The organism is Pantoea sp. Taur, from assembly GCF_009830025.1.
GTDB classification, from domain to species: Bacteria; Pseudomonadota; Gammaproteobacteria; order Enterobacterales; family Enterobacteriaceae; genus Pantoea; species Pantoea communis.
Genome location: NZ_SZZZ01000015.1, coordinates 85,579 through 111,799, shown reverse-complemented (window position 1 = coordinate 111,799; position 26,221 = coordinate 85,579). Strand labels below are relative to the sequence as shown.

Sequence of the window (26,221 nt, the reverse complement as noted above, 5' to 3'; positions counted from 1 at the left end):
CGTAACAAACTAAGAATAACAGCTTTTTTCCCGGATGCAGCAAGGAAAAACATGTAGCGGTCATCACATTTCGGGCTGGAACTCCACAGTGCTTAACAAGGTTGATTCCTGTATAATCGCGCTTTTCCTAAATCTGACTAATGCGAATATTTTGACCAGCACTCAAATTACGTGGCAAGCCCTGCAGCCGGATAGCATCCGCTACCAATCCATTTTCTCAAACGTCTCACTGGAAGATAGCGATAGTCTTGCCGCGGTTCAGCCGCGTCTGCTGAATGCGCTGGCGCATTTGCATCATCAAACCTTAGGTTTTCCTCTGTTGCTATTACGCAGTCAGGAAAACAGCGATTATCTCGCGTGCATCGCCGAAGCCGCACAGCGCTTCCAGCCCGAAGAGATTGCGCTGTATGGCGGTGACTATCATGTCATGGGCGACACGGTCAGCCTGATGCCGCCCAGCGATGCTAACCGGCCATTCACCAGTCAGGGCGGTGTTCACTTTGCCGACTGGATTGAAGCAGAACAGCTGTTTGGTTGTGTGCGTCAGTACAAAGATCGTATTCAGCCCGAGCCGGGATTGATTCATCAAGCCAATGGCGGCACTTTAATCCTGTCCGTGAATACGCTACTGGCTCAACCACTGCTATGGCTGCGTCTGCGTAAGTGCATCGAGCAAGGCCACTTTGACTGGTATTCGCAGGACGAACGCCAACCGTTGCCAGTGGCCATCCCTTCCCTGCCGCTGCAACTGCGCCTGGTACTTTGTGGCGATCGTGATGCGCTAGCCAGCTTCCAGGAATTGGATGCAGAAGTGCATGAAATGGCACTCTACAGCGAGTTCGAAGAGAACCTGCAGATCACTGATGAAGAGGACATGACCTTCTGGTGCCAGTGGACGCTCACACAAGCTGAACAAGCCGGCCTGGACCAGCCTGCAGCCGATTTCTGGCCGCTCTTGATCAATGAGGCGGTTCGCTTCACGGGTGATCAAGAAACCCTGCCGCTCTGCCCGCGCTGGTTACGCCGTCAGCTGCAGGAAACCGCGCTGCACGGTGACATCATCAATGCTGAAGCATTGAAAGAAGCACTGGAAGCGCGCGAATGGCGTGAAAGCTACCTGGCCGACCGCATGCGTGACGAAATTCTGCTCAATCAGATTATGATTGAAACTGAAGGTGAAGTCGTGGGGCAGATTAACGGTCTGTCTGTAGTGGAGTTTCCAGGTCATCCGCGTCCGTGGGGCGAGCCGTCACGTATCACCTGTGTTGTTCATCCGGGGGATGGTGAATTCACTGACGTTGAGCGTAAAGCCGAGCTGGGCGGTAATATTCATGCGAAAGGCATGATGATTATGCAAGCTTATCTGATCGCTGAACTTGAACTCGAGCAACAACTGCCCTTCTCAGCCTCGTTAGTGTTTGAACAATCCTATTCCGAAGTGGATGGTGATAGCGCCTCACTGGCCGAACTCTGCGCGCTGATTAGTGCACTGGCCAATCAGCCACTAAGCCAGCATATTGCGGTGACCGGTTCTGTGGACCAATTTGGTAATGTGCAGCCTGTTGGCGGCCTGAATGAAAAAATCGAAGGCTTCTTCAGCATTTGCCAGTCACGCGAGCTGACCGGTAAACAAGGCGTTATTCTGCCAGCCAGTAATGTGCGCCATTTGAGCCTCAGCGAAGCTGTGGTTGATGCGGTGAAGCAAGAGCAATTCCACATCTGGGCAATTGAAAGCGTGGATGAAGCGTTACCCTTATTAACCGGCATCGCATGGCAAAGTGAGAGCGGCGAGTCACTGCTCAATACCATTCAAGAACGTATTGCACAGCTGAACCAGCAGGAAATTCGTCATCGTCCGTGGCCATTGCGCTGGCTCAACTGGTTTAACCACAGCTGATTGATTTGCCCAGCGTACAACTGTTCGCTAATATTCGGGCTTCACTAAAAGAAGGCATATTGAGAACATGGTAGATAAACGCGAATCCTATAGCAAAGAAGACCTGGTTGCCTCAGGTCGCGGCGAACTGTTTGGCGAAAATGGACCGCCGCTTCCCTCTGATAACATGTTGATGATGGACCGCGTGGTCATGATGACCGAAGACGGCGGTAAATTTGACAAAGGTTTTGTGGAAGCCGAACTGGATATCCGCCCTGACCTGTGGTTCTTCGATTGCCACTTTAAAGGCGATCCGGTCATGCCTGGCTGCCTCGGCCTTGACGCCATGTGGCAGTTGGTTGGTTTCTACCTCGGCTGGTTAGGCGCTGAAGGTAAAGGACGCGCACTGGGTGTGGGCGAAGTGAAATTCACCGGTCAGGTACTGCCAACCGCGAAGAAAGTCACTTACAAAATTCACTTCAAGCGCGTGATCAACCGCAAGCTGGTAATGGGCGTGGCTGATGGTGAAGTCTTCGTTGACGGTAACCTGATTTACACCGCGACAGATTTGAAAGTGGGCCTGTTTAAAGACACCTCTGCTTTCTAATTCCCCAAACGAAAACCTCCGCATTCAGCGGAGGTTTCTTCCTTCAATTATGGACATCCGACAGTGCTAGGCCACCGCCGACCTGTCCTCCATGGCTTGACGCCAACCTCCCAACCAGTAAGACCGCGCATCGATCATTTGATAGGGGCATATCTCTTTTGAGCGGCCAGTAATACCCGCTTGATAGCCTCGTGAGTGTGCACGTTCCAGGCGGTCTCTTTTCTGTCTCTTCATGCCTCGATTCCCTCATTTCAGGTCTGGTGGATTCTGGGTGGAAAGAAAGAGTGGCGATATAATGTTCAACCACAGTAATGTTCTAACTCCTGGCAGAAGAAAGATCAATGCGCAAAATTCACGCCAATGTCATCATTTTGACGTTAAAACGACATCTATAATTGTCAATTCCGTGTATATCTGGCTGATTAGACGATAAAAAAAGCCCCTGATTTGATGTCCGTCACACAACGGCAAATCAGGGACTTAGCATAAGCATCGAACAAATCTTAATTTAGCGAAATGACACTTTTTGCGATTTGTTGTGCTGTTTGCTGCCAGCCGATAGCCAGAGTACGCACCAGCGCATCATAGCCATCTTCATTTTGCGGCAGAGTCAGATTAAAGCCATGTTTGATTAAGCGCCCTTGATGTTGCAGGAGCCATTCTCCGCTCACCACAACCTGGCCATCATAGCGACCCTGGAAACCGGTCACATTTACCGTCAAAGTATCGTGGCTCTCACCTAATGGAGCACTGGCAACAATTCGGCCCGGCAGTGCTTTGCTGAGGTTGCTGATCAATGTCTGTTGTAGTTGTTGATCCAGCGGACTGGCCCACAAGTTATTGGCAGCAATCACATACTTTACATCGCTGGTTTGATACACCAAACCATTCCCTGCCATATAATCCGGAACCGATACCTGCTCGACCCAAATCATTGGCTGGTTGCCGCTGGATGCGCTGTCTACACGCGCGACATTGCTGCCCGCAGGCAGTTGATAATAGGTGTTTTCGATGGTGCTGCTACACCCTGCCAGGAGCAGCGTCGCAACAATAATCAGCCCTTTTTTCACTGTTTCGCCCTCTTTGGCTGGGAATCCTGGCCCGGTTTGGCTTCAAACACCAGTGCATTGCTCTTGGTATTGAGCGTTTTCAGCACCGGCTGCAACTCGCGTAACACCTGATCAAGTCGCTGCATGTCACCCACCAGTTTGTTATAAGCCGGTGACCCCGGCTGCAAGCCTTTCATGCTGCGATTCAGTTCGCGCAAGGTCTGCTGCATATCTTCCGGCAGCGTTTTCATCGCTGGGCTGGCAGTAATGTGATTGAGGTTATCCAACGTTTTCTGCAGCTGCTGCATCGTACGCTGGCTCTCTTTCAGGGTGCCTGTCGCTTCGGTGATCATCGGGTTCAATGGCAGACCGTTGATCTTATCCAGCGCTGCTGTGAGCTTCTGCTGAATCTGACTTAATCCACCACTGACCGTTGGAATCACCTCCAGGCCCGCAATCTCATTTGGACCTTTATACGCCGGTGCGTTGTCATAGAAGTCCAGATCGATATACAGCGCACCCGATAAGAGGTTACCGGTTTTCAGCGTAGCGCGCAGACCCCGCTTCTTGCCATCCTGCAGATGCTGCTCAAGATTGAAATCTCCGCCCAGACGGCTGATAAAGCGATCCGGTTCGATACGAATCAATATCGGAACACGATAATCGTTATTCAACGCCTGATTGACACCTGGAATGGTGTAAGGCACTTGCGAGACGGTACCCAGACGAATGCCGCGGAACTCAACCGGTGCGCCTACCTGCAAGCCACGAATCGAATCGGTAAAGAACAGCAGGAAATCGGTGTGGGTGGTATATAACGAATCCTGGATGCTGCGCTGATCGTCAAACAGATGGTATTCCGCTTTATTTTCGGCGATCTGCCCCAGCTCCGCGCCATCTGGCACATCAAAACTAACGCCACCGCTAAACAGCGTAGTCAGTGAACCCATTTCCACCCGCATGCCCGAGGCAGACATATCGACGGCGATACCGCTGTCTTTCCAGAAACGGACATTGGTCGTGATCAGACGATCGTACGGAGCGGCGATGAACAGTTGATAGGTCATCATGCGTTTATCGGTATCAAAGGTGCTGGATTCCACCGTACCCACGCGATAGCCACGGAACAGCACCGGATCGCCCGCATTAAGCTGTCCGGCTTTTTTACTGTCGAGTGTGATGCGAATGCCTTTGGCATCCGGCGGTGCCAGAGGTGGCGCATCCAGCAGTTGATAGCGCTCCGGTTGATCGCCCTTCGTACCTGGCTGCAATTCAATATAGGCACCCGAGAGTAATGTGCCGAGACCGGTAATCCCTTCGCGCCCGATTTGCGGTTTCACCACCCAGAATACGCTGTCGCCATGCAACAGTTTTTCCATCCCGGAATTGAGGCGTGCTTTGATCTCCACATGGTGCAGATCGTCAGTTAATACTGCACTTTCCACTACGCCAACATTGACACTGCGGCTCTTAATGGTGGTTTTTCCGGCTTCTATACCCTCAGCGCTTTCGGTGATCAACGTCACCTCCGGACCCTGATGGCTGAAATGATAAAATAAGATCCAGCCACCAATGAATAGCGTGACGATGGGTACGATCCAGACCGGTGACCAGCGTTTAATCTGGTCGACCTTAGCAGTCCCGTGATGGTTGTCCGTCAAGACGCGGCTCCTTTCGTTCAGTTTCCCGTAATCGATCCCAAATCAGGCGCGGATCAAACGTCATCGCTGCAAACATGGTAAGAATCACTACCATGGCAAACAGCAGCGCGCCTGGCGCAGGGTAAACACTCATTAGCTGCCCCATCCGCACCAACGCGGATAACACAGCGATGACAAACACATCAATCATTGACCAGCGGCCAACAAATTCCACCACCTCATACACCACGTGCATCTTCTCATCATCACGCCGGCCACGACCACTGGCGTGCCAGCAAAGCCAGGCAATCGCCAGCATCTTGAGTGAAGGCACCATGATACTGGCGATAAAGATCACCAGCGCCACTGGCCAGGAGCCATCGCTCCACAGCAGAATCACCCCGGCCATAATGTTCGAGGGATACTGCGAGCCAAGCGTCTCGGTGACCATAATCGGCATGATGTTTGAGGGAATGTAGAGCATCACCGAGGTGATCAAAAGTGCCAGCGTCCATTGCAAGCTGTGCTTACGTCGCGGTGCAGCGACCACGCCACAGCGGGGACACTCAGCCTGCCCGACAGATAAGATAGCGGTACAGCAAGGGCAACTGCGCAATCCCTGCTTCAACCCACTGATTCCGGCTTGCGGCACCATCGGCAATGCCGGGAGTGGACCCATGCACTGCCACACCCATCGCCGATCTACACACTGAAATGCGCGCAGCTGTAATACACAGAATAGACACCACGGCCAGAAACTGCTGCCAAGGCCAATTTCGCCGTAGGCCATCAGTTTCACAAAGCTCACCAGCACGCCCGCCATAAAGATTTCGGCCATGCCCCAACTGCGCAGCTGGAATAAAATACGCGCCAGCCCAAGGCGCAGACTGTGCGGCATACGCACGCGATTCACCAACAGCAGAATGGTGATCATGCAGAATGCGGGAATCCCCTGTACAAACAGCAGAAACAGTGTCGCCAGGCTGCGGTAATCTTCACGATCCATCACCGCGGGAATTTCGAGCAGCGAGATTTGGCTGCTCAGCCCGGCCACATGCATATTGATAAAGGGAAATAGATTCGCCAGCACCAGCATAAACAGTGCCGCGAAAGCGTACCCGGTGGGACGTTTTCGCGGCTCATGCCAGTTAGCGGTCAGCGTGGTATGACAACGTGGACAGCGCGCACGACTGCCCACCGGCACGGCAGGCAATTTTACGGTTAAATCACACTGTGGACAGAGCATCCACTGGTGCGCCTGATCCGTTGCACACATACTGACTTCCTCTGTGTTACGCGCCGTTTTTCAGCGCTTCCAACTCTTCCCAGCGCTCAAACGACACTTCCAGCTCTTTTTCCGTCTGCGCTAACGCATCCAGAAGCGGTTGAGTTTTGTCGTGCGGCTGGCTGAAAAAGTCCGGATGGCTCATTTTCGCCTGCAGTTCGCCGATACGTGTTTCCAGTTGCTCCAGTTTTTGCGGCAGCTGTTCCAGTTCACGCGTCAGGTTATAGCTGAGTTTGTTCGCGCTACGTTTTGGCTCCTGATTTTTCTCTGCCGCTTTGGGCGCAGCGGATGCGGTTTTCACCGTAGCGGACTTGGTTTGCTTATAGGCGCTACGCTGCAACTGCGCATCGTGATAGCCGCCGACAAAGGCACCAATCTCACCGTTGCCTTCAAAGATCCAGCATTCGGTCACGGTGTTATCGACGAATTGACGATCGTGGCTCACCAGCATCACGGTGCCCTGATAACCATCCACCAGCTCTTCCAGCAGCTCCAGCGTTTCGACGTCGAGGTCGTTGGTCGGTTCATCGAGAATCAACAGGTTGCTGGGTTTCAGGAACAAACGCGCTAACAGCAGGCGGTTACGCTCACCACCGGATAACGCACGCACTGGCGTCATCGCACGCTTCGGATGGAACAGGAAGTCCTGCAGATAGCCCAGCACATGGCGCGGCTTACCGTTCACCATCACTTCCTGCTTACCTTCCGCGAGGTTATCCATCACGGTACGATCCGGATCCAGTTCAGCACGGTGCTGGTCGAAGTACGCGATCTCCAGCTTAGTCCCGCAGTGCACGCGACCACTGTCCGCTTTTAACTCATCCAGCATCAGACGCAGTAAGGTGGTTTTACCACAGCCGTTCGGGCCAATCAGGGCGATCTTATCGCCGCGCTGCACCTGAGTGGAGAAATCGCGCACCAGCGTTTTGCCATCCACGCTGTAATTGACGTTTTCCATCTCAAATACAATCTTACCTGAGCGAGCGGCTTCGCCGACCTGCATGTTGGCTTTGCCCATCACATCACGGCGTTCTGAACGTTCACGACGCAGCGCTTTTAATGCGCGCACGCGGCCTTCATTACGGGTACGGCGCGCTTTGATGCCCTGGCGAATCCAGACTTCTTCCTGCGCCAGCTTGCGGTCAAACTCCGCGTTCTGCATCTCTTCGACGCGCAGTGCTTCTTCTTTACCCAGCAGGAATTGATCGTAATCGCCCGGCCAGGAAACCAGTTTACCGCGGTCGAGATCGACAATACGCGTCGCCATATTGCGGATAAACGAACGGTCGTGCGAGATAAACACGATGCTGCCGGTAAAGGTCTTGAGGAAGGTTTCCAGCCAGTTGATAGTTTCAATATCGAGGTGGTTAGTCGGTTCATCAAGCATCAGCACGCGTGGATTGCTCACCAGCGCACGGCCCAGCGCGGCTTTACGCAGCCAACCACCGGAGAGTGAGGAAAGCTCAGTGTCAGCTTCCAGACCAATCTGCTGCAATACGTCATTGATACGGCTATCGAGCTGCCACAAATTCTGATGATCCAGAATGGTTTGCAGACGACCCATTTCGTTGAGGTTTTTCTCGCTCGGATCTTCCATCACCAGATGAGAAATCGCGTGATAAGCTTTCAGATGCTCAGCCTGCTCCGCAACGCCCTCCGCCACAAAATCGTAGACTGAACCGGTAATGTTGCGAGGTGGGTCCTGTTGCAGGCGCGCCACCACTAAATCTTGTTCGTAAATAATGCGGCCATCATCCAGCGGTTGTTCGCCGTTAATGATTTTCATTAATGTGGATTTACCGGCACCGTTACGGCCCACCAGACAGACGCGTTCGCCCTCTTCGATGTGCAGTTCGGTGTTATCCAACAGCGGCGCATCGCTGAATGAGAGGTAAGCGCCATGGATACTGATCAGTGACATAAAACTTATTCCTTACCGGCGTGGCTAACCAGCCAGCAGTTGTGAATTTGACGGTTGCGTGCGAAATCTTGCGACAACGTTTTTTGGGTAATTTCCTGCGCCTGTAAGCCCAGAGCGGCTAAACCGTCCAGGTCCATTTTGAAACCGCGCTTGTTATTCGAGAACATAATGGTGCCACCGCGACGCAGCAGACGTTTCAGATTCTGCATCAGCATCATGTGGTCACGCTGCACGTCAAAATCGTCTTCCATTCGTTTGGAATTCGAGAAAGTCGGCGGATCGATGAAGATCAAATCAAATTGTTCGTCACTGTCACGCAGCCAGCTCAGGCAATCGGCGTGCATCAGTCGATGCTGACGTCCGGTCAGACCGTTAAGACGCAGGTTGCGCTCGGCCCATTCCAGATAAGTGCGAGACATATCCACGGTGGTGGTGGTTTTCGCGCCGCCTAGCCCGGCGTGCACGCTGGCGGTGCCGGTGTAGGCAAACAGGTTAAGGAAGTCTTTACCCGCGCTCATTTTGCCAAGCATTTGGCGGGCCAGACGGTGATCCAGGAACAAACCGGTGTCAAGATAATCGGTCAGATTCACCAGCAGACGCGCGTCAAACTCCTGTACTTCGAAGAAGTCACCCTTTTCTCCCAGCTTCTGATACTGATTTTTACCCTTCTGACGCTCACGGGTTTTCATCACCAGTCGATTGGCCGGAATCTCCAGCACGCTCAGCGTCGCGCTGATCACATCAAACAGACGCTGACGCGCTTTGTTGGCATCCACGGTTTTGGGTGGAGCATACTCCTGAATCACCACCCAGTCGCCGTAGCGGTCTACCGCGACGTTGTATTCTGGCAAGTCGGCATCATACAAGCGATAGCATTCAATGTTGGACTGCTTCGCCCACTTCTCCAGCTTCTTCAGATTCTTACGCAGACGGTTAGCGAAGTCCTCTGCAATCTGCGCGCTACCTTCACCGCTGGTTGCGGCCAGCTGATAGTTTTTCTGCACACATTCCAGTGGGCCATTTTTGGCTTTGAACTGGCGATCGGCGCGCAGCTGCAAACAGCTCAGCAATTCCGGTGACGCACTAAACAGAGACAGATTCCAGCCGCCGAACTGCTGTTTCATAATGCGTCCCAGCAGGCTGTGCAACGCAATCAACGCGGGTTCGCTTTCCAGACGTTCGCCGTAAGGCGGGTTGCTCAGCACGGTGCCGGTGATCTCCTGGCCCGCCAGCGGGTTCTTCAGCTTAATCACATCCTGCTGGGCAAAAGTGAACAGCTCGAACACGCCAGCACGACGCGCATTGGCTCGCGCAGATTCCAGCACGCGGCTGTCATTGTCGTAACCGAAGAAGCGCGCGGTTGTGGCCGCCGTCCCCACACGGGCACGCTCTTTCGCCTCAGCCAATACTTCCTGCCACACCGCCTGATTATGGTTTTTCCAGCGATTGAAACCCCAATGAGTACGCAGCAAGCCCGGTGCGCGATCGGTAGCCATCAGCGCTGCTTCCAGCAGTAAAGTACCAGAACCGCACATCGGATCGATCAATGGCGTGCTGCTCTGCCAACCAGAACGCATCACAATCGCGGCCGCCAGCGTCTCTTTCAGCGGTGCCTGGCCGGTTTGCTGACGATAGCCACGCTGATGCAGCGCATCGCCGCTCAGATCCAGTGCGATGCTCACGCGATCTTTGTTCAGCCACGCATTAATGCGAATGCCAGGCTGTTCACGGTCCACGCTTGGACGCTCCAGATTCTGACGCGTAAAGCTGTCAACAATCGCATCTTTAATACGCAACGCGCCGAACTGGCTGTTACGGATCACCTCATTGGTGCCGCTAAAGTGAATCGCAAAGCTGGTGCTGCTGTCGAACATCTCGGTCCAGGGAATGCTCTGCGCGCCCACATACAGGTCGAGATCGCTCCAGACGCCAAATTCTCCCAGCGGCAGCAAAATACGCGAAGCCAGTCGGCTCCACAGCAGGCTTTGGTACATCACACGGTCATCGGCACGGAAGTGGACGCCGCCCTGCACCACCTGCAAATCCTGCGCACCCAGCGCGTCCAGCTCAGTTTTTAACAGCTCTTCGAGCCCACGCGCCGTACTGGCAAACAGAGAATTCATATCGTCACTTTTTACTCTTGCTAAAATTGTTGCGCATTATAGCGAATCAGCGTCCTATGTCATAAAGTTAGCTTCTTTTTGTCCTGTTGGAGTTTCGATGATTACGCTTTCTCGCCTCTATATTCATCCGGTCAAATCGATGCGCGGTTTGCAACTGTCTCATGCACAGGTGCTGGAGAGTGGTCTGGCGTTTGATCGCATCTTCATGGTGACCGAACTGGACGGCACTTTTATTACTGCGCGACAGTATCCGGACATGGTGCGTTTTACTCCTGCGCTGTTACCCGATGGCTTATTTTTAAATGCCCCGGATGGCAGCCAGGCGTTAATTCGCTTCAGCGATTTCACGGCACAATTGTCACCCACTGAAGTTTGGGGGAATCATTTCACCTCGCATATTGCGCCCGCTGAAATCAATGATTGGCTGAGTGAATTCTTTCCGCGTCCGGTGCAATTGCGCTGGACCGGTGTGGCTCCCACGCGACGGGTGAAAAAATTTGATGAGGTATCGCTGAGTTTCGCGGATGGTTTTCCCTTCCTGCTGGTGAATATGTCGTCACTGCAGGATCTGCAGCAGCGTTGCCCGGCCAGCGTTCGCGTTGAGCAATTCCGCCCTAACCTGGTGGTCAGCGGCGCAGCCGCATGGGATGAAGACAGCTGGAAACAGGTTAAAATCGGCGAGATTGTTTTTGATATGCCCAAACCCTGCAGCCGCTGTGTATTCACCACCGTGGGTACCGAAAGCGGGCGCAAACATCCCGAAGGTGAACCCCTGGCCACATTACAACGTTTCCGCAGCGGTCAGGACGGCAGCGGAGATATCGATTTCGGTCTGAATCTTATCGCCCGTAACAGCGGCGTGATCCGCGTCGGCGATGAGCTGACGGTTTTGGCTCGTCAGACACCGCGAGCTTACGGAGCGGGCGTGGTGGTGGAAACTCTCAAACCGGCTGCCAGCCAACAGGCAGAAGTGATCATTGGCTATCAGGGCAGTGAATTTACCGGCGACAACCAGCAAGTGCTGCTGGAACAACTAGAGATGCAGGGCTTTCGCATTCCCTACTCGTGCCGTGCCGGGATATGTGGTAGCTGCAAGGTGACGCTGGTATCGGGCGAAGTGAAAGCGCTGAAACAGAGCGCAGTGCGCGCAGACGGAACGATTCTCAGTTGTAGCTGTATTCCAGCAGGCGATATTGTTCTGGCTTAAACGCTTAAACCGCCCGCGCAAAGTGGGCGTTTTGTTCCTGCTGATGCGGCCGCAAACGATCGTTCATGATCTTAATGGCATCGCCTAACTGCATACCTTTACCGGCTACCGATAATGTATTTTGCGCCAGCAGGCACAACGCCGCATTTTCGCCACTCTCGACCACCAGCAATTGCGCCTGTTCGCCGCTATCGGCCAGCGTCACGGCTACCATATCGCCTGATGCGGGTTGCCAGCTCTGGGCATGGCTGGTGAAATGCCAGCTTTTTGGCATCAGCGGTTTTAAAAAACGACTCGCGACTAATGCGTTTAAGACTAATTCAGCGCGCTGATCGCCTTTTAATCCACTCTGTCGGCAGCGCTCTTCAAACGTAAAATACAGGGCAGCGTCATCGACACAAAAACCACTGACATTAAAGGCATCCGGTGTCAGCATTTTACGCGAGAAGCGCGAACGAAATAGCATGCCATCGGCTAAATCCAGCATCATACGATCGTGCTCTGCGTCAAAATACCAACGCCAGTTATCATCAGGTTTGATTTTCATGATGTGCCCTGTGGTTAATCGCTGCGCTAAATGGCGCTCAATGAAAAAATAAAGCTCTAAGGAAAAGCTGAAAAAAACATCAGCAGGACAAAATATAAACGAGCCGAAGGGATAAATAAACCCCCCGGCGCGGGAAAGTGGGAAATGTCTTAGAGATGGGTCACGATATCTTTAATTAAACCTGGGCCTTTATAAATAAAGCCAGAGTATATCTGCACCAATGTGGCCCCTGCGGCCATTTTTTCACGAGCGGAAACCAGTGAATCAATACCACCGACGCCAATAATAGGTAAGCGACCTTGCAGCTCTTGCGACAAGCGGCGAATCACTTCAGTGCTGCGTGACTGTACCGGACGGCCACTTAATCCACCCATCTCATCGGCATATTTAAGTCCAGCAACTAAAGCACGATCGAGCGTGGTATTCGTGGCAATGACACCGTCAATTTCATGGCGCACCAAACTGTCGGCAACCTGGATCAATTCTTCTTCAGAAAGATCCGGCGCGATCTTCACCGCCACCGGCACATATTTAAGGTGCCGTTCCTGCAGCTCTTTTTGTTTTAATTTGATCGCCGAAAGCAGATCGTCCAGCGCTTCGCCATATTGCAGCGTGCGTAATCCAGGTGTGTTTGGCGATGAAATATTGATGGCGATATAACCGGCATGGGCATACACCTTTTCCATGCAGATCAGATAATCGTCTTTGCCTTGCTCCACTGGCGTATCTTTATTTTTGCCAATATTGATACCGAGGACACCTTTGAAACGCGCTTTTTTAACGTTCTCGACTAAGTGATCGACGCCGTGATTATTAAAGCCCATGCGATTAATAATCCCTTCCGCTTCCACCAGACGGAACATGCGCGGCTTATCATTGCCAGGCTGTGGACGTGGCGTCACCGTCCCGACTTCCACGAAGCCGAAACCCATCGCACCAAAGGCATCAATGCACTCTGCGTTTTTATCGAGGCCTGCAGCAAGCCCCAGCGCGTTAGGGAAAGTCAATCCCATGCAGGTCACCGGGCGTGACGGCAGCGACTGGCGAATCAGTCCTTCCAGCGGCGTTCCGCTGATAAAACGTAATTGTTGAAAGGTGAGTTCGTGCGCACGCTCTGGATCGAGCTTAAACAGCGCCGGCCGGACGATAGGATATAACATGCACTCTCCTGAATGGCGGAAGCGAAGAAGTCGGGTGCACGGAAATTTGTGCGCCAGAATGGTAAAGGCCTCTGGCGCAAAAGTAAATTTAATCAGCAGCGGGAGAATTGATCACGGTCAGCGACGTGCAGAATAGCGCCCGACCTGTTCACGAACATTTTGCAATCCGAGGTAAATCGACGGGCAATACCACAGCAGCTTCAGGCGCGCATCCTGTTGCAGCATCTTACTTACCACTTGATTCACCGGAGCCTGCCATTCATTGGGCACGGTCATGTGATTTTTACGGATTTGCGCGAGACAGCCCTTCATCACCGTCTGGTAGTAATCATCCAACAGCAACTCATCAACGGGTTGCTGCTGGTCGCGTAAAAACTGCTCGCTGCTTTGTCGCGCAATGAAGTAATTTTTTACCCACGAAAAGTCACGCGTGCTCTGTGACAATGAACTGAGCATGAAGCGCTTGTAATAGTAGCTTTGGCTGGTGCAGTAGATTTGACGCGCGGCCATATAGAGCGCAAACATCCAGGGCGCATCTTCGTGGTTCTGAATGGGAAGGAACTGCAACGCCAGCTGATCGATTAAACGTCGCGACATGATCGAGCTCCACACCACGCGATGTGCCGACTGGTGTTGCAGCAAAATGTGCAGACTTGCCCTGCCCCCGGGCAATAAACCACTGACATGACGTTGATGAATACGTTGATACTGGCGCTGCGCCACAGGCAGATCAAGAAACATCTTCGCGCCAAAACAGAACAGATCAATCTCCTGATGCCTGGCCTGTACCCGTCGAAAATCAGCAAACAGTTCAGTCGAAACGAAATCATCCGCATCCATGAAATAGACAAAATCACCGGTGGCTGCGGCGAGTCCTTTCATACGCGCCGCGCTGACGCCGCCGCGTTCACCGCTCAGCAGTGTGACCTGCGGATGCGCAGCAGCGAAAGCGGTGAGCCAGGCAACACTGCTATCACTGGAACCGTCATCAATGATAATGATCTCATCGGGCGGTGATGATTGACGTAACAACGAACCCATCGCTTCTGGCAGCCACGTGGCACAGTTCCAGTTTGGCACGATGACAGAAACGGTCGGCACGCGGCGAGATGTCAACATTCTCATCCTCTCTCCTCAACATTGAATAACGGCAAGCGCAGACGCTTTAGCACCAGGCTATGCAGCAAACAGCACACACCAAGATTGATTGCGCCAATCAGGCCTAACCACAGCAGGTTGATCCAACGGTTTTGATTCCAGTCGATAGGCAAGAAGGTGCTTAACCAGGCCATCAGCGCGGATGCCGCCCAAATCAACATCACATCACGCGTGAGCCAGGTGAAATGCAGACCGGGCGCGAAACGGCGGTGTACCAGCCATGCCCAACCCACTAAATAGAAGATGTTTTGCCCCAGCCACAACCATCCGGTACCCAGCGCGCCAAAATGCATCGCGCACCAGATGTTGAGCGGTACCAAAATCAATGCGAACACGCTGAAGCCTTGCATATGCAATTTGAGATTGCCGTTGATGTATTGCAGGTGATAAAGCAGGCCACAGATGGCCTGAATGCCGCTGCCCAGCGCGTAAAGGCTGAGCACAAATGACATCTCATCAACAATCTGGGTTTTCTGTGTCCAGGCCCAAAGCAGCGGTCCGGCATAGCAGGCAATGGTCATACTGAGCGGCGCCATAAATATCGCGACGGCCTGAGTGGTATAGCGATAGAGTTTGAGCGCTTCCGCATCGCCTTCATTACGGGTTTTCATGCCGGTCATGCGCGGCACAATCGCCTGCATGATCGGGCTGCTGAGCAGCAGAATGCCGGTAGCCGCAGTCGCCACCACGGTAAACGAACCGTATTGGCTCAGCGGCAGGGTTTTGGACAGGACCAGTCGGTCAATCTGTGAAATAAAGGTCCAGACCGCACTGGAGTAGGCCGCGCTGAGCGCAAAACGAATAAAGGGCCGCAATACTCCTTTCAGGTCATCACGCTTCTCTTTGCGCGCGGAACGTGGGACCAGTTGGCAGGATTTGTAGATACAGCATGCCGCTTCGGCAATCGATACCAGCAATTGCCAGATAAAGAAGGTCAGCAAAGGGTTAGGGAAAAACTGAATCACCACCACGGCACCAAAAGTACGCAAAGTGGTGATGATCAGGTTAACGCCATTTAGCCAGACCTGATGTTCAAATCCGACAATCACGCTACGATACGGGCTGGTACGCCAGCGTATGGCCGCGGTAATGACCATAATGCCAACCGCAATCACCACATCCCTGGCTGGCAGATGTTGCGCATTGAGCCAATGAGCGGCAATCCACGGCGTGGCAAGCCAACCCAGTAACACAAGGATCAGCGTTGAAATCAGAAAGAATCGCGTCAAGGTGGCAAACAGCGCCGGGAACCAGACAAATTCGGCTTGATTGGCACGATAGCGCGCAGCTTCACGCATCAAGGTAGTAGAAACCCCGGCATCCAGCAGTTGTAACCACGTCAATAAAATAGAAAAGAAGCCGACCAGACCGTAAGCTTCCATTCCTAAATGTTGAATATAAAGTGGTACCACCAAAATACCTGACAGCGTCAGATAGATTTGGCCAACATAGTTGGCAATCGCGTTACGTTTAATCGACATAAGTGTTTTGGTGTCAGGTTTTTCTCAAGGAGAATTAGCGTGGCATAAAAAAAGCTCGGCGCACACGGGACTAATTCTTAAAACCAACGTTGGTCTCATACAACAGAGGTTTTTCTGACTTTCATCAGATTGAAATAGATGTCTGGTTGTTTCAACATGAGTTTTTCCATGACCCCCTGTGCAGGAAACTGCTCTGAAAAATAGTGAATGGCGTGCCGCACATTATCAGAGAGCTTGTCTGTGTGATTTAAATCCTGCTGAATCAGGTTCAATAATCCGCCCCTTAAATAACTTTGCCGATAAGCATTCCTTTCAGGCAGATAATGCGTCATTCGGGTCAATTTTTCATACTCTTGCATAAACTGTTGATAGCTTAACGTGGCACACTCTTTTTCGTCACTGGCGCTATTTAAGGTATCCAGTACCCAGACGGACTCCGTATTAATCAACCCGGCAAGCATCACATCCCGCATGCGATTCAAAGGTGTTGCGGCGTAAACAAGCGCAACACGCAGGATGACGAGGTAATGTTGACACCAATGCTGCCCGGTCTGTAACTGCTGAAAGAGTTGTAATGAAGACTGCAATCCCGTCTTAAGGGTGTGCTGAGGGGACAGAGGTTGGATAAAACAGTTCAACTCAGGACGCTGATCGTTGCATTTAGCGACCTCCAGCAACAGTGCGTCTGCAGGCGTAAAGCCAGCGGGTGCAAACAGTAAGAAGTCATCCTCATTCAAACCTGCAATCCTGTCAGGGTCTGTATTGACCAAATTAAAGCGTTGAGAGGTGATAACCGATTGGAGCTCATAGCAGCGAAGGGTTAAATCTGATAGCAGTCGATCTTCATGCCCTGCGTTCATCGCTGGGCCAGACACATCGTGATCCGGAGAAAAGCGTTCCATATTTTATATCCCCAATAAAAGATGAAAACCTGAACCTTTCCCAATGAAATGCTCAAGTAAAAAATAACAGACAAGCTGATGAAGATTTTTAGCGCAATTAATCTCAACAGATTATAAACAGGCTAAGGGCAGAGAATTCATTTTTTATCGGCCTTCCAGACGTCACCCTAATCTTAATTGTTAAAACTTTCTGCACCAGGGCTAAAGCATCGAGAATAAAGATAACGATTTTTAGCCAGAACAGGAGTAAGGCATGCCTTGTTTTTAATGTTTGCACGCTTTTGGAAACACTTAATCACGAATTAATCCATTATTTACCAGAGTGAAACACCCCTCCTGAAATGACTTACCGCTCAAAAAAAACACTTCGGTCTGTTCACTCCCCCACTACTCTTTCATTCGTAAAAGAAAAATATTCTTTTATCGTTTGAAAGATTCATTCATCCTTCATTTTCTCTCTCAAACACTCTATTAATAAGAAACTTCATCCAAATTAATCATTCCCCTGAGTGATACTCACGCCCGTGCTTAAGTGAGAAGCATTCACCTCACTGAGTTTTCAGAATATCCTTAGCCCAGAACACGGCATGCCATTCTCATAAATATCTCTCTCCCGCCTATCCCATATTTCGGCTTAAGTTTGCCAGATAAATCATTTATACCCGCGCACGCGCTCTGCCAGTATTGAACGTATCAGTTCTCAATTTCAGATAATCAATAACTTTCAGTTATAAGGAGTGACCATGCGAGTTATTACGCTGGCGGGCAGCCCTCGCTTCCCATCGCGCTCTACTGCACTGCTCAGCCTCTGCCAACACGCGTTGGAAGCACGCGGTGTTGAAGTCATTCCCTGGAATATTCACAACTTTCAGGCGGACGATCTGCTCTATGCGCGCTTTGACTCCCCAGCCCTCAACGCGTTGAAAGCCGACCTGGCGCTGGCGGACGGACTGATTGTTGCCACCCCTATTTATAAAGCTTCATTTTCGGGTGCGCTGAAAACCCTGCTTGATTTACTACCAGAACGTGCCCTGGAACACAAAGTGGTGTTGCCATTGGCCAGCGGCGGTAGTGCATCCCATTTACTGGCCGTGGATTACGCGCTCAAGCCGGTATTGAATGCGCTGAAAGCCCAGGAAGTGCTGCATGGGGTGTTTGCCACCGATACGCAAATAGTGAATTACGACCGCCAGCCAGAGCTGGATCAACAACTGGCCGATCGCATTGATGATGCGCTCGACACCTTCTGGCATGCACTGCATCGTCGCCATCAACCTTACGCTCAAGCGGTATAAAGGAAGAATCATGAAAAGGATGTTTACGGGTTTACTGCTGCCAGCCTTTGCTGCGCTATTTGCCCTGAGTGCCAACGTCGTTGCCGCTGATGCCCCGGCGCAATTGCGTGTGGGTTATCAAAAAGGGTCGGTGAGCATGGTGTTAGCGAAATCTCACCAGATGCTGGAACAGCGTTTTCCCCATACACAGATCAAATGGATTGAATTTCCCGCGGGCCCGCAGATGCTGGAGGCGCTGAATGTCGATAGCATTGATTTAGGCAGCACCGGTGATATTCCACCGCTGTTTGCACAGGCAGCAGGCGCGGATCTGCTGTATGTCGGTTCCGAACCACCGAAACCTCAGGCTGAGGTGATTCTGGTGCCCAAAGACAGCCCGATTAAGCGTGTTGCCGATTTGAAAGGTCATAAAGTGGCCTTTCAGAAGGGCTCCAGTTCACACAACTTATTGTTGCGTGCGCTGGAGCAGGCTGGCCTGAGCTTTAAAGATATCCAGCCCACCTATCTGACCCCCGCCGATGCGCGAGCCGCTTTCCAGCAGGGCGATGTCGATGCCTGGGCTATTTGGGATCCCTACTACTCTGCCGCCTTACTGCAAGGCAACGTGCGCGTACTGGCTGATGGCAGCAAGCTCAACCAGACCGGTTCCTTCTATTTAGCCACACGCAAATATGCCGAAGCCAATGGTCCATTTATCCAGCAAGTGCTGCAAACCTTCAGCGATGCTGACGCGCTCACCCGCAGCCAACGCGAGCAAAGTATTGATCTGCTGGCACAAGCGATGGGCTTACCCAAGCCGGTGATTGCCAGCTATCTCGACCATCGTCCACCCACCACGATTACGCCGGTCAGCGCACACACTGCGCAGGCCCAACAGCAAACGGCCGACCTGTTTTATGCCAATCATTTGATGCCGGTAAAAGTGAACATCACTGACCGCATCTGGCATCCGCAGTCCGCCCAGCCATAAGGAATTGAATCATGAGCATATCCGTATTTTGGTTTCTCCCCACCCACGGTGATGGGCACTATCTTGGCACCGCCGAAGGTTCGCGTCCTGTCGATCACGGTTATCTGCAGCAGATTGCTCAGGCCGCCGATCGCCTTGGCTTTGGCGGCGTGCTGATCCCCACCGGCCGCTCCTGCGAAGATGCCTGGCTGGTGGCCGCGTCACTGATTCCGGTGACGCAACGTTTGCGCTTTCTGGTGGCGCTGCGTCCGGGCGTGATTTCACCGACGCAGGCAGCGCGCCAGGCCGCGACGCTTGATCGTCTGTCCAACGGGCGCGCGCTGTTTAACCTGGTCACAGGCGGCGACCCTGAAGAGCTGGCGGGGGACGGCGTGTTCCTCGATCATCGGGAGCGTTATGAAGAATCAGCGGAGTTCACCCGCGTATGGCGTCGCGTTTCAGAAGGTGAAACCGTGGATTACGAGGGTAAACACGTCAAAGTGCGCGGTGCACGCCTGATGTTTAAACCGGTACAACAGCCACGTCCACCGCTGTGGTTTGGCGGTTCATCCGATGCCGCGCAGGATCTCGCCGCTGAGCAGGTCGATGTTTATCTCACCTGGGGCGAGCCTCCGGCATTAGTCAAAGAGAAAATTGATCAAGTGCGTGCCAAAGCGGCGGCACAGGGCCGTAAAGTGCGCTTTGGCATTCGTCTGCACGTCATCGTGCGTGAAACCAATGAAGAAGCCTGGCAGGCAGCGGATCGCCTGATTGCTCATCTCGACGATGCCACTATTGCCAAAGCGCAGGCGGCCTTTGCCCGTACCGATTCTGTCGGACAACAGCGCATGGCTGCGCTGCATGGTGGCCGCCGTGACAAGCTGGAGATCAGCCCGAACCTATGGGCAGGCGTGGGTTTGGTGCGTGGCGGTGCCGGTACTGCGCTGGTGGGCGATGGCCCAACCGTGGCTGCACGTATGCAGGAGTACAGCGACCTCGGCATCGAGACCTTTATTCTCTCAGGCTATCCGCATCTTGAAGAAGCCTATCGTGTCGGTGAGCTACTGTTCCCACACCTTGATTTGGCCATCCCAGAAGTGCCGAAACCTCGTGTGGTGCAAGCGCACGGTGAAGCGGTAGCCAATGATTTCACCCCGCAGAAAGTGTCTCAGAGCTAAGGAGTTCAGGATGGCAAAGTTTCAAAAACAGCTGAGTAATGCCCTACTGCCCTGGGCTTTACCGGTGCTGCTGGTTGCGGTGTGGCAGCTTGCCTCTCAGGTGGGCTGGCTCTCAACACGTATTCTGCCATCACCGGAAAACATCATTATTACGTTCTGGAAGCTGACGGTGAGTGGTGAACTGTGGCGAAACCTCGCCATCAGTGGCTGGCGTGCGGCGATCGGCTTTGCCATTGGCGGCTCGATCGGTTTGGTGCTTGGCTTGATCACCGGCACCTCACGCGTGGGCGAACGTTTGCTGGATACCTCTGTGCAGATGCTGCGCAATGTGCCGCACCTGGCATTAATCCCGCTGGTGATTCTTTGGTTTGGCATCGATGAGTCAGCCAAGATTTTCCTGGTAGCACTCGGCACCTTATTCCCAATTTACCTCAACACCTATCACGGCATCCGCAATATTGACCGTGGATTGGTGGAGATGGCGCGAAGCTATGGCCTGTCTGGCTGGAGTCTGTTTATTCAGGTGATTCTGCCAGGTGCGCTGCCCTCGATCATGGTCGGCGTGCGCTTTGCGCTGGGTCTGATGTGGCTGACGCTGATTGTGGCTGAAACTATCTCGGCCAACTCTGGCATTGGCTATCTGGCGATGAACGCACGTGAGTTTCTGCAAACCGATGTGGTGGTGGTTGCCATCATTCTCTATGCCCTGCTCGGCAAACTGGCCGATGTCGCCGCTCAACTGCTGGAGCGCGTATGGCTGCGCTGGCATCCGGCTTATCAATTGAAGGAGAACGCATGAGCAACGCAACTTTAAGCCCGTCGCGTCTGAACAGCGGCACCCCGGTTGGCGTTAACGGCGTCAGCAAGCAATATGGTGATCGCACCATCCTCAACAACATCAATCTGCATGTCCCGGCAGGGCAGTTTGTTGCGGTAGTGGGCCGCAGCGGATGCGGTAAAAGCACCCTGCTGCGCCTGCTGGCGGGACTGGAATCCACTTCGCGCGGTGAGCTGCTGGCAGGCACTGCGCCGTTAGCGCAAGCGCGCGAAGACACGCGTCTCATGTTCCAGGATGCACGTCTGCTGCCGTGGAAGAAAGTTATCGATAATGTGGGTCTGGGTTTAAAGGGGCGTGAATGGCGGGCTGCCGCACTGGAAGCTCTGGAGGCGGTGGGTTTAGCCGATCGCGCTAACGAGTGGCCAGCGGCACTATCGGGTGGGCAAAAACAGCGCGTGGCGCTGGCTCGCGCGTTGATTCATCGACCCGGTTTATTGCTGCTGGATGAACCCCTCGGAGCGCTGGATGCACTGACGCGTATTGAGATGCAGGGGTTGATTGAATCGCTATGGCAACAACATAACTTCACGGTGTTGCTGGTCACCCATGATGTCAGTGAAGCCGTGGCGATGGCCGATCGCGTATTGCTGATCGAAGAGGGGCAGATTGGGCTGGATTTAACCGTGGACCTCGCGCGACCACGTCGACGTGGATCGGCGCGACTGGCGGAACTGGAAGCAGAAGTGCTGGATCGTGTGATGAAGCGCAGTCCGGCAGATCAGCCGCTGAAATTCGCCCAGCAGCGTTAGTCGAAGTCGAAGTCGAAGTCGAATTCGAAGTCGAAGTCGAAGTCGAAGTCGAGCGGGATATTGCCACTGTTACTCCACGCAACCAGAGGAAGTGGCAGCGAGTTCAGCAAAAAAAGCCGCATCATCGTGATGCGGCTTTTACCTTATCAGGCGTTCAACGCTTTGGTGATCTTCTCGTACAGATCGCCCGACAGCTTATCCAGACCTTTCAGGGTTTCCAGCGCCTGACGCATCAGCGCCTGACGATCGGCATCGTAACGCTTCAAGCGAATCAGCGGCTCAATCATGCGCGCAGCAACTTGCGGATTACGTGTGTTGAGGTCGGTCAGCATCTCTACCAGGAACTGATAGCCACTGCCATCTTTGGCATGGAATGCCGCTGGATTGCCCGAGGCAAAGGCACCAATCAGAGAGCGGATACGGTTCGGGTTGCCCATGGTGAAAGAGCGGTGATTGAGCAGCTTACGCACATTACTCAACACATCCTCCGCTGGACTGGTCGCCTGCAATACAAACCATTTATCCATCACCAGACCATCCTGATGCCACTTCTCATCATAAGCCTCAAGTAAGGCTTCACGGCAAGGCAACTGTGCAGCCACCGCCGCCGAGAGCGCCGCCAGCGCATCCGTCATATTGTTGGCATTATGGTACTGCGCCTGCACCAGCTTATCCGCTTGCTCCACATCAGCGAACGCCAGATAGCTCAGGCAGACATTTTTCAATGCACGCTTGCCGATTTCCGCATGCTCAACCTTATATTCGTGACTCTGATTCGCCAGATACACCGCATACAGTTCATCGCTCAGTTCGGTTGCCAGCGCATGCACCAGCGCCGCACGCACCGCAGAAATCGCCAGCGGATCGATCACCTCAAACAGCTCGGCGATTTCATTCTCGCCAGGCAGTGACAAAATCAACGCGGTTAACGCCGGATCGCCCTGCTCTTCCAGCAACACCGCGCGGAAGGCATCCGCCACGTGCAACGGCAGCGACAGCGGTTGTCCCTGCTGATGGCGCGCGACATTCAGACGAATATAAGTCGCCAGCAAACTTTGCGCCGCATCCCAGCGCGAGAAATCATTGCGGGCGTGACGCATCAGGAAGGTCAGCTGCGCATCGCTCCATTTATAATCGAGCTTCACGGGCGCCGAGAATTCACGCAGCAGCGAAGGCACCGGCTGGAAGTGCACGTTATCGAAAATAAAGGTCTGGAACTCCTCGGTGACATTCAGCACATGATGCACCGGATGGCCGTTATGCTGCAGCGGAATCACCTTGCCTTCGTTGTCGTACAGTTCGATATCCAGCGGGATATGCAGCGGCAACTTCTCTTTCTGCTCGGCCGTTGGTGGCGTGTGTTGTGTCACGTGCAGCGTGTACTGCTCCAGTTCAGGATTGTAGTCATCACGCACCGTCAGCACCGGCGTACCCGCCTGGCTGTACCAGCGGCGGAACTGTGACAGATCAACATTGGAGGCATCTTCCATCGCCTGAACAAAATCGTCGCAGGTGGCCGCACTACCATCGTGACGCTCAAAATAGAGCTGCATGCCTTTCTGGAAATTGGCTTCGCCGAGCAGAGTATGCATCATGCGAATCACTTCAGAGCCTTTTTCGTACACCGTCAGGGTATAGAAGTTGTTCATCTCGATCACCTGATCCGGGCGGATCGGGTGCGCCATTGGGCTGGCATCTTCGGCAAACTGTGCGCCGCGCATCACGCGTACGTTGTCGATGCGGTTAACCGCACGCGAGCCCAGGTCAGAGCTAAACTCCTGGTCGCGGAACACGGTTAGGCCCTCTTTCAGGCTGAGCTGGAACCAGTCACGGCAGGTGACGCGGTTACCGGTCCAGTTATGAAAGTATTCGTGACCAATCACTGCCTCAATACCGAGATAATCTTTATCAGTGGCGGTCTCGGCTTTCGCCAGCACATATTTGGAGTTGAAGACGTTGAGGCCTTTGTTCTCCATTGCGCCCATATTGAAGAAATCCACCGCAACGATCATAAAGATGTCGAGGTCATATTCGAGGTTAAAGCGCTCTTCATCCCATTTCATGCTGGCTTTCAAAGAGGTCATCGCCCAGTCGGCACGATCGAGATTGCCACGATCGACGAAGATCTCCAGCGCCACATCACGGCCGGAACGCGTGGTAAAGCTGTCGCGCAGCACGTCGAAATCGCCCGCCACCAGCGCAAACAGATAGCACGGTTTCGGGAACGGATCCTGCCACTTCACCCAGTGGCGACCATCTTCATGACGACCGCTCTCTAATTTATTGCCGTTGGAGAGCAGGAACGGATATTTTGCCGCATCGGCAATGATGGTGGTGGTAAAGCGCGCCAGCACGTCCGGGCGATCCAGATACCAGGTAATATGGCGGAAACCTTCCGCTTCACACTGGGTACAGAGTGCATCACCCGACTTGTACAACCCTTCCAGCGCGGTGTTGGTATCCGGATGGATGTCATTAATTATGGTCAGGGTAAAGTTGTCGGGCAGTTGGCTGATGACCAGCGCGCCCTCTTCTTCACGATAGTGTGACCAGGGATGGCCATCCACCGCCAGCGACACCAGCGTGAGGTCTTCGCCATCCAGACGCAGTTCGGCATCCGCAGCACCGAGACGCTTCACCTGGCTCACCGCCGTCACGCGCGTGCTGGCGGCATCGAGGTCAAAAGTCAGGTCGATATCGGTGATGGTGTAATCCGGCGCACGGTAGTCGTGGCGATATTTGATTTGCGGCTGTTGCGTCATAAGTCCTTCTCGCATCGTTAATATGTTGACCCGTCAAAGTCTAAGCGGGTTGTGCCTTCGTTGCCACGCACAATGCGTGCCTTCGTGCAAAAGGCTACAATTCATTAACAATGGCACAAATGACCCTCGACCTGCCACCCGCAATTATGGTGTGATCGCGGTCATTACTGTTTTATACTCCTGCGTCTTTATGACTTTGTTGACACCGGGCTCTGCTCCGCGGAAGAGGATGCTGAAACGCACCATGACTGGACATGCTTCCCCGATTTTGACCACGCTGCTTGATACCGATGCGTATAAGCTTCATATGCAGCAGGCCGTTTATCATCGTTACTACGATGTCCCGGTAACGGCAGAATTTCGTTGTCGCGGCGATGAATTGCTCGGCCAGTATGCCGATGAAATTCGCGCGCAACTCGATACGCTGCCTTCTCTTGCCCTGAGCGACAACGAATATCACTATCTCAGCGGCTTACCTTTCTTTGAATCCGATTACCTCAACTGGCTGCGCCAATTCCGCTTTGATCCCTCTCAGGTCAGGGTGCGCAATGAGAATGGCCGTTTGTCTATTCAGATCAGCGGGCCATGGCGCGAAGTTATTCTTTGGGAAGTGCCGCTGCTGGCGCTGATCAGTGAAGTGGTGCATCGCCATCGCACACCGGAGATCGGTGTGGAACAAGCGGTCACTCAGTTACAGCAGAAGCTGGTCGATTTCCGTCAGCAGGTGGGCGATCTCGATATGTCCCGCTTCCAGTTGATGGATTTTGGTACCCGTCGCCGCTACTCCAAAGCGGTTCAGGAAGCGATCGTCAGTACGCTAAAAGCGGAATTCCCGTGGTTAGTGGGCACCAGCAATTACGATCTCGCCCGGCGCTTACAGCTTAATCCGGTGGGCACTCAGGCCCATGAGTGGTTCCAGGCACATCAACAGATCAGCCCGGTGCTGGCGAATAGCCAACGCGCGGCGCTGCAATCCTGGCTGGATGAGTATGATGACCAACTCGGTATCGCGCTGACAGACTGCATCACCATGGATGCCTTCCTGCGTGATTTCGGCCCGGGCTTTGCTCATCGCTATCAGGGTTTGCGCCATGACTCGGGAGATCCCGTGGAGTGGGGTGAAAAAGCCATTGCGCACTATCAGCGTCTGGATATCGATCCGAAGAGTAAAACGTTGGTGTTCTCAGATAACCTCAATCTGGATAAAGCGCTGGCGTTATATCGTCACTTTGGTCAACGCGCCAACGTGGTGTTTGGCATTGGTACGCGCCTGACCTGTGATATTACTGGCGTCACACCACTAAACATCGTGATTAAACTGGTGAGCTGTAATGGCAAACCGGTGGCGAAACTCTCTGACAGCCCAGGTAAAACTATCTGCCAGGACAAAGCCTTCGTGCGCGCCCTGCGTAAAGCATTCGACCTCCCTCTGGTGAAAAGAGCCAGCTAATCATGGATGCAGGGTGCCCGCACCCTGCTCTTTCACAACAAATC

Annotated in this window: 22 protein-coding genes; 9 read left to right on the top strand and 13 right to left on the bottom strand. The window is 53.2% G+C overall.

What is annotated here, in order from left to right; all coding sequences use genetic code 11:
* Positions 1-34 precede the first annotated feature (34 nt).
* Together FD744_RS18890 and fabA are read left to right on the top strand one after the other, a co-directional pair.
* Positions 35-1,897: a Lon protease family protein gene (locus FD744_RS18890; protein WP_160868972.1), complete on the top strand. Its 1,863-nt coding sequence runs from the start codon at positions 35-37 to the stop codon at positions 1,895-1,897.
* 67 nt (positions 1,898-1,964) lie between these two features.
* Entirely contained in the window at positions 1,965-2,483 is a 519-nt protein-coding gene (gene fabA / locus FD744_RS18885) for a bifunctional 3-hydroxydecanoyl-ACP dehydratase/trans-2-decenoyl-ACP isomerase (protein ID WP_034820448.1), read from the top strand.
* A gap of 66 nt (positions 2,484-2,549) precedes the next feature.
* Here fabA and rmf read toward each other — a convergent pair whose 3' ends face one another.
* From rmf to rlmKL, 6 genes are all read right to left on the bottom strand, one after another.
* Positions 2,550-2,717: a ribosome modulation factor gene (gene rmf, locus FD744_RS18880; protein WP_007887362.1), complete on the bottom strand. Its 168-nt coding sequence runs from the start codon at positions 2,715-2,717 to the stop codon at positions 2,550-2,552.
* 269 nt (positions 2,718-2,986) lie between these two features.
* Complete coding sequence (gene pqiC, locus FD744_RS18875) at positions 2,987-3,553, bottom strand: membrane integrity-associated transporter subunit PqiC (protein WP_160868971.1); 567 nt, start codon at positions 3,551-3,553, stop codon at positions 2,987-2,989.
* Positions 3,550-5,193, bottom strand: coding sequence for an intermembrane transport protein PqiB (pqiB, locus tag FD744_RS18870; RefSeq protein WP_160868970.1), 1,644 nt, complete (start codon positions 5,191-5,193; stop codon positions 3,550-3,552). Before pqiB ends, pqiC begins: the two co-directional genes overlap by 4 nt.
* Positions 5,165-6,448 (bottom strand): membrane integrity-associated transporter subunit PqiA, encoded by a 1,284-nt coding sequence (gene pqiA, locus FD744_RS18865; protein WP_160868969.1) that lies wholly within the window; start codon positions 6,446-6,448, stop codon positions 5,165-5,167. Before pqiA ends, pqiB begins: the two co-directional genes overlap by 29 nt.
* A gap of 16 nt (positions 6,449-6,464) precedes the next feature.
* A complete protein-coding gene (locus FD744_RS18860; RefSeq protein ID WP_160868968.1) occupies positions 6,465-8,378 on the bottom strand; it encodes an ABC transporter ATP-binding protein in 1,914 nt (637 codons plus the stop codon).
* Between the two features lie 5 nt (positions 8,379-8,383).
* A complete protein-coding gene (gene rlmKL / locus FD744_RS18855; RefSeq protein ID WP_160868967.1) occupies positions 8,384-10,501 on the bottom strand; it encodes a bifunctional 23S rRNA (guanine(2069)-N(7))-methyltransferase RlmK/23S rRNA (guanine(2445)-N(2))-methyltransferase RlmL in 2,118 nt (705 codons plus the stop codon).
* A gap of 97 nt (positions 10,502-10,598) precedes the next feature.
* Here rlmKL and FD744_RS18850 point away from each other — a divergent pair, with 97 nt between their 5' ends.
* Complete coding sequence (locus FD744_RS18850) at positions 10,599-11,708, top strand: YcbX family protein (RefSeq protein WP_160868966.1); 1,110 nt, start codon at positions 10,599-10,601, stop codon at positions 11,706-11,708.
* A 4-nt stretch (positions 11,709-11,712) separates the two neighbouring features.
* Here FD744_RS18850 and FD744_RS18845 read toward each other — a convergent pair whose 3' ends face one another.
* The 5 genes from FD744_RS18845 to FD744_RS18825 form a co-directional block, all read right to left on the bottom strand.
* Positions 11,713-12,255, bottom strand: a complete 543-nt coding sequence (locus tag FD744_RS18845) for a cell division protein ZapC (RefSeq protein ID WP_160868965.1) — start codon at positions 12,253-12,255, stop codon at positions 11,713-11,715.
* Between the two features lie 149 nt (positions 12,256-12,404).
* The gene (pyrD, locus tag FD744_RS18840) at positions 12,405-13,415 is read right to left on the bottom strand and encodes a quinone-dependent dihydroorotate dehydrogenase (protein ID WP_034820474.1); all 1,011 of its coding nucleotides are present in this window, start codon (positions 13,413-13,415) and stop codon (positions 12,405-12,407) included.
* Between the two features lie 117 nt (positions 13,416-13,532).
* Positions 13,533-14,534, bottom strand: coding sequence for a glycosyltransferase (locus FD744_RS18835; RefSeq protein WP_237449420.1), 1,002 nt, complete (start codon positions 14,532-14,534; stop codon positions 13,533-13,535).
* A gap of 2 nt (positions 14,535-14,536) precedes the next feature.
* Positions 14,537-16,054 carry a lipopolysaccharide biosynthesis protein gene (locus FD744_RS18830; RefSeq protein WP_160868963.1) on the bottom strand — a complete coding sequence of 506 codons (1,518 nt, stop codon included), beginning with the start codon at positions 16,052-16,054 and terminating at the stop codon, positions 14,537-14,539.
* A gap of 95 nt (positions 16,055-16,149) precedes the next feature.
* The gene (locus FD744_RS18825; protein ID WP_160868962.1) at positions 16,150-16,956 is read right to left on the bottom strand and encodes a hypothetical protein; all 807 of its coding nucleotides are present in this window, start codon (positions 16,954-16,956) and stop codon (positions 16,150-16,152) included.
* Positions 16,957-17,699: 743 nt separating this feature from the next.
* Here FD744_RS18825 and ssuE point away from each other — a divergent pair.
* From ssuE to ssuB, 5 genes are read left to right on the top strand one after another with little or no spacing between them, the layout of a single operon-like run.
* Positions 17,700-18,251 (top strand): NADPH-dependent FMN reductase, encoded by a 552-nt coding sequence (ssuE, locus tag FD744_RS18820; RefSeq protein WP_097119308.1) that lies wholly within the window; start codon positions 17,700-17,702, stop codon positions 18,249-18,251.
* 10 nt (positions 18,252-18,261) lie between these two features.
* A complete protein-coding gene (locus FD744_RS18815) occupies positions 18,262-19,221 on the top strand; it encodes a sulfonate ABC transporter substrate-binding protein (protein ID WP_160868961.1) in 960 nt (319 codons plus the stop codon).
* A gap of 11 nt (positions 19,222-19,232) precedes the next feature.
* Positions 19,233-20,378 (top strand): FMNH2-dependent alkanesulfonate monooxygenase, encoded by a 1,146-nt coding sequence (gene ssuD, locus FD744_RS18810; protein WP_034820486.1) that lies wholly within the window; start codon positions 19,233-19,235, stop codon positions 20,376-20,378.
* Positions 20,379-20,388: 10 nt separating this feature from the next.
* The gene (gene ssuC / locus FD744_RS18805) at positions 20,389-21,177 is read left to right on the top strand and encodes an aliphatic sulfonate ABC transporter permease SsuC (protein ID WP_160868960.1); all 789 of its coding nucleotides are present in this window, start codon (positions 20,389-20,391) and stop codon (positions 21,175-21,177) included.
* Complete coding sequence (gene ssuB, locus FD744_RS18800) at positions 21,174-21,965, top strand: aliphatic sulfonates ABC transporter ATP-binding protein (protein WP_160868959.1); 792 nt, start codon at positions 21,174-21,176, stop codon at positions 21,963-21,965. Before ssuC ends, ssuB begins: the two co-directional genes overlap by 4 nt.
* On the opposite strand, the gene FD744_RS25850 is transcribed toward ssuB, so the two are convergent.
* Both FD744_RS25850 and pepN read right to left on the bottom strand, forming a co-directional pair.
* The gene (locus tag FD744_RS25850) at positions 21,962-22,090 is read right to left on the bottom strand and encodes a hypothetical protein (protein WP_255492455.1); all 129 of its coding nucleotides are present in this window, start codon (positions 22,088-22,090) and stop codon (positions 21,962-21,964) included. The two genes, ssuB and FD744_RS25850, sit on opposite strands and share 4 nt — an antisense overlap.
* 21 nt (positions 22,091-22,111) lie before the next feature.
* Positions 22,112-24,727, bottom strand: coding sequence for an aminopeptidase N (pepN, locus tag FD744_RS18795; protein ID WP_160868958.1), 2,616 nt, complete (start codon positions 24,725-24,727; stop codon positions 22,112-22,114).
* Positions 24,728-24,971: 244 nt separating this feature from the next.
* Between pepN and pncB the strand changes: the two genes are divergently transcribed.
* On the top strand, positions 24,972-26,177 hold the full coding sequence (gene pncB / locus FD744_RS18790) for a nicotinate phosphoribosyltransferase (protein ID WP_166932039.1): 1,206 nt from the start codon (positions 24,972-24,974) through the stop codon (positions 26,175-26,177).
* Positions 26,178-26,221 lie beyond the last annotated feature (44 nt).

Excerpts from the sequence above, each read along its gene's own strand:
- pqiA (WP_160868969.1), bottom strand. The coding sequence starts at position 6,448 with ATGTGTGCAACGGATCAGGCGCACCAGTGGATGCTCTGTCCACAGTGT.
- ssuC (WP_160868960.1), top strand. The coding sequence starts at position 20,389 with ATGGCAAAGTTTCAAAAACAGCTGAGTAATGCCCTACTGCCCTGGGCT.
- ssuB (WP_160868959.1), top strand. The coding sequence starts at position 21,174 with ATGAGCAACGCAACTTTAAGCCCGTCGCGTCTGAACAGCGGCACCCCG.
- ssuD (WP_034820486.1), top strand. The coding sequence starts at position 19,233 with ATGAGCATATCCGTATTTTGGTTTCTCCCCACCCACGGTGATGGGCAC.
- FD744_RS18825 (WP_160868962.1), bottom strand. The coding sequence starts at position 16,956 with ATGGAACGCTTTTCTCCGGATCACGATGTGTCTGGCCCAGCGATGAAC.
- FD744_RS18830 (WP_160868963.1), bottom strand. The coding sequence starts at position 16,054 with ATGTCGATTAAACGTAACGCGATTGCCAACTATGTTGGCCAAATCTAT.
- pncB (WP_166932039.1), top strand. The coding sequence starts at position 24,972 with ATGACTGGACATGCTTCCCCGATTTTGACCACGCTGCTTGATACCGAT.
- FD744_RS18845 (WP_160868965.1), bottom strand. The coding sequence starts at position 12,255 with ATGAAAATCAAACCTGATGATAACTGGCGTTGGTATTTTGACGCAGAG.
- ssuE (WP_097119308.1), top strand. The coding sequence starts at position 17,700 with ATGCGAGTTATTACGCTGGCGGGCAGCCCTCGCTTCCCATCGCGCTCT.
- rlmKL (WP_160868967.1), bottom strand. The coding sequence starts at position 10,501 with ATGAATTCTCTGTTTGCCAGTACGGCGCGTGGGCTCGAAGAGCTGTTA.
- rmf (WP_007887362.1), bottom strand. The coding sequence starts at position 2,717 with ATGAAGAGACAGAAAAGAGACCGCCTGGAACGTGCACACTCACGAGGC.
- fabA (WP_034820448.1), top strand. The coding sequence starts at position 1,965 with ATGGTAGATAAACGCGAATCCTATAGCAAAGAAGACCTGGTTGCCTCA.
- FD744_RS18860 (WP_160868968.1), bottom strand. The coding sequence starts at position 8,378 with ATGTCACTGATCAGTATCCATGGCGCTTACCTCTCATTCAGCGATGCG.
- FD744_RS25850 (WP_255492455.1), bottom strand. The coding sequence starts at position 22,090 with ATGATGCGGCTTTTTTTGCTGAACTCGCTGCCACTTCCTCTGGTTGCG.
- FD744_RS18850 (WP_160868966.1), top strand. The coding sequence starts at position 10,599 with ATGATTACGCTTTCTCGCCTCTATATTCATCCGGTCAAATCGATGCGC.
- pepN (WP_160868958.1), bottom strand. The coding sequence starts at position 24,727 with ATGACGCAACAGCCGCAAATCAAATATCGCCACGACTACCGTGCGCCG.
- FD744_RS18890 (WP_160868972.1), top strand. The coding sequence starts at position 35 with ATGCAGCAAGGAAAAACATGTAGCGGTCATCACATTTCGGGCTGGAAC.
- FD744_RS18815 (WP_160868961.1), top strand. The coding sequence starts at position 18,262 with ATGAAAAGGATGTTTACGGGTTTACTGCTGCCAGCCTTTGCTGCGCTA.
- FD744_RS18835 (WP_237449420.1), bottom strand. The coding sequence starts at position 14,534 with ATGTTGACATCTCGCCGCGTGCCGACCGTTTCTGTCATCGTGCCAAAC.
- pyrD (WP_034820474.1), bottom strand. The coding sequence starts at position 13,415 with ATGTTATATCCTATCGTCCGGCCGGCGCTGTTTAAGCTCGATCCAGAG.